At 65.8% G+C, this 2,038-nt stretch carries 1 protein-coding gene and 2 pseudogenes; all 3 read right to left on the bottom strand.

Going from position 1 to position 2,038, the window contains the following annotated elements; all coding sequences use genetic code 11:
- Window positions 1-1,258: transposase (locus ACWEO7_RS39335; protein ID WP_452430908.1), on the bottom strand; the 1,258-nt coding region annotated here is incomplete at its 3' end.
- Between the two features lie 31 nt (window positions 1,259-1,289).
- Window positions 1,290-1,430: pseudogene (locus tag ACWEO7_RS39330) on the bottom strand (transposase domain-containing protein); the annotation flags it as partial.
- Window positions 1,431-1,733: 303 nt separating this feature from the next.
- Window positions 1,734-1,925 (bottom strand): annotated as a pseudogene (locus ACWEO7_RS39325) (hypothetical protein); the annotation flags it as partial.
- Between the last annotated feature and the right edge of the window lie 113 nt (window positions 1,926-2,038).

Raw genomic sequence — 2,038 nt, 5'->3', positions numbered from 1 at the left:
CAAGCGGGTGGGGTCGGTGTCGAGCAGGGTCAGGATCCAGGTGGCGTCGGCGCTGGTCGGGGGCGGTGCGGCTGTCGTGGCGGGAAGTGGTTGGGAGCGGTAGTTGTTCGGTGTCGGGCACTACGATGGCGAGGTCGCGATTGGTGACGGTGCGGCTGGTGTCGGGGCGTCCGTCGTCGAGGCGTTCGTTGTAGCGCGACATCGGTGATTTGACCTTGCGGGTGCTGACCCGTTGTCGGCGTGGTGGTAGCAGGTGCCCCAGGATCCGGACGCCGATCCGCCCGAGAAGGCCGCTTCCGGTCCCGGTGGGGACGACCCCGTCCGCGGTGACGACCTGGTCACGGGCGGTGTGGAAAGCGATGGCGAAGCTGCAACGGTCCGGGTCGGTACCTGGACGGGATTCGGCGGCGTCGACCATCACGATGCGCAGCGCTTGGTACAGGCCCAGCAGGGCCCACATTTCCTGTTCGACGCCGACGGGGTCGCCCGAGCGCAGAACTCGTCCAGACATGATCGTGTGGCGCAGCGCGTAGTAGGCGGATTCATGTTCCCACCGCTGGTGGTAGAGGGCCACTAGCGTCGCTGCCGGGTAGCGGCGGGCGTCGGTCAGGGTCGTGACGAGGCGGTAGCCAGCGGTGAACACGGTGCCGTCGATGCAGGTCACGGTGATCTGGGCGTCGATGATCCGCACCGGGATCCCGGCGATGACCGCCAGATACGAGCCATCGCCCAGGCGGGTCAGGACCGGGATGCGCCGGTTGCTGCGCGACCGACCCAATACTTGGGCACCGGTCGCGCAGACTTCGACGAGGAAGTCGTTGCTGTCGAAGCCCCTGTCCCATAACACGAGCATGTCCGGGCGCAGTAGATGCAGCTTGCGGGCGTAGCCGGTCTCGCCCAGCTCGGTGGGTCCGAACACTGCCCCGATCACCGCGCGGGTTCCGGTCTCCACCAGCGTCATCAATTCCAGCATCGGGTAGGCGTAATGGGCGGTGGCACGCAGCCAGGCCCGGTTCCGAGCGGTGGCGGGCACTTTCTGGGAGGTGCAGCCATCGAAGGACACCATCCGATACCGCCCGACGCGAACCCCCGGAGTCGACGGCTGCGCCAACGGCCCGGCCAGCACATCGAACAACATCCGCATCGGCGCGACCCCTACCCGACGGCGCAAGTCCCGCAACGCTTTCGCGGTCGGGGCGGACAAGGGTATCCCGGTCAGCGCGACTGTGAGTTTGTCCCAGACCGCCCGATAACCCACCTCGGGGAACCAAGCACATCGCCAGCAGGAAATAGACCCCGACCCGAGACGGGAGATCACGCAACCGGCGCTGCACCGTCCGGGTCTCCTCGAGGACCGCGTCGACAAGCTCGAAGGGCACCACCACGGTCAACTCGCCCAGATGACCGGCAGCGAACCGGCCCGCGGCCACGGTCACCGACCGGGTGATCGCCGCCAACGCGGGAGGCAGGGGAGAATGCAACGGCAACGGAGCTCCTCGGCAACAGGCTGTCTTGGTCGACTACCTGAACCAACGAGCTCCGTTGCCCTATGCCGAAATCCTCAAACCGCCTGCGCCACCAGCGAAAACACTAACTACCCGGCCTTGGAGGAACCCCACACCGGGTCCTGCCGGTGATCTTGCGCGATGCGGTGCCGAACATGCTGCGGAACCCGACACCACGCCTACGATCCCCTCGGGACGCTCAGCCTCATATGCTACGAGTAACTTCCTGTCAACAGTGTCATCCAGCAGCGCTTGTCGGTCCTCTCCGGTCTTGCCGCGTTCGTCAAGTTCGTCTCGCATCCGGTTCTCGGCGGCACCGAACTTCGCCGACTGCGCCTGATCCAACAGGGCCACCACCTCATCGAGCACGTTGACGGCCGACTCCGCCACCACCGTCAACAAGATCGGATACCGGCGCTTCGATCACGCGTTCCAAAGTGAACCGTCCTGGACTGGCTGGAGACTCCTGATATAGCAAGGGAGACTGTCAGCCATGGCGGCACCACGGAAGTTCGACGAGGAGACTCGCGCTC

The sequence above is a fragment of the Nocardia sp. NPDC004260 genome (genome assembly GCF_053603155.1).
The sequence above is the reverse complement of the archived record's forward strand: the minus strand, read 5'-3'. Positions and strand labels throughout refer to the sequence as shown.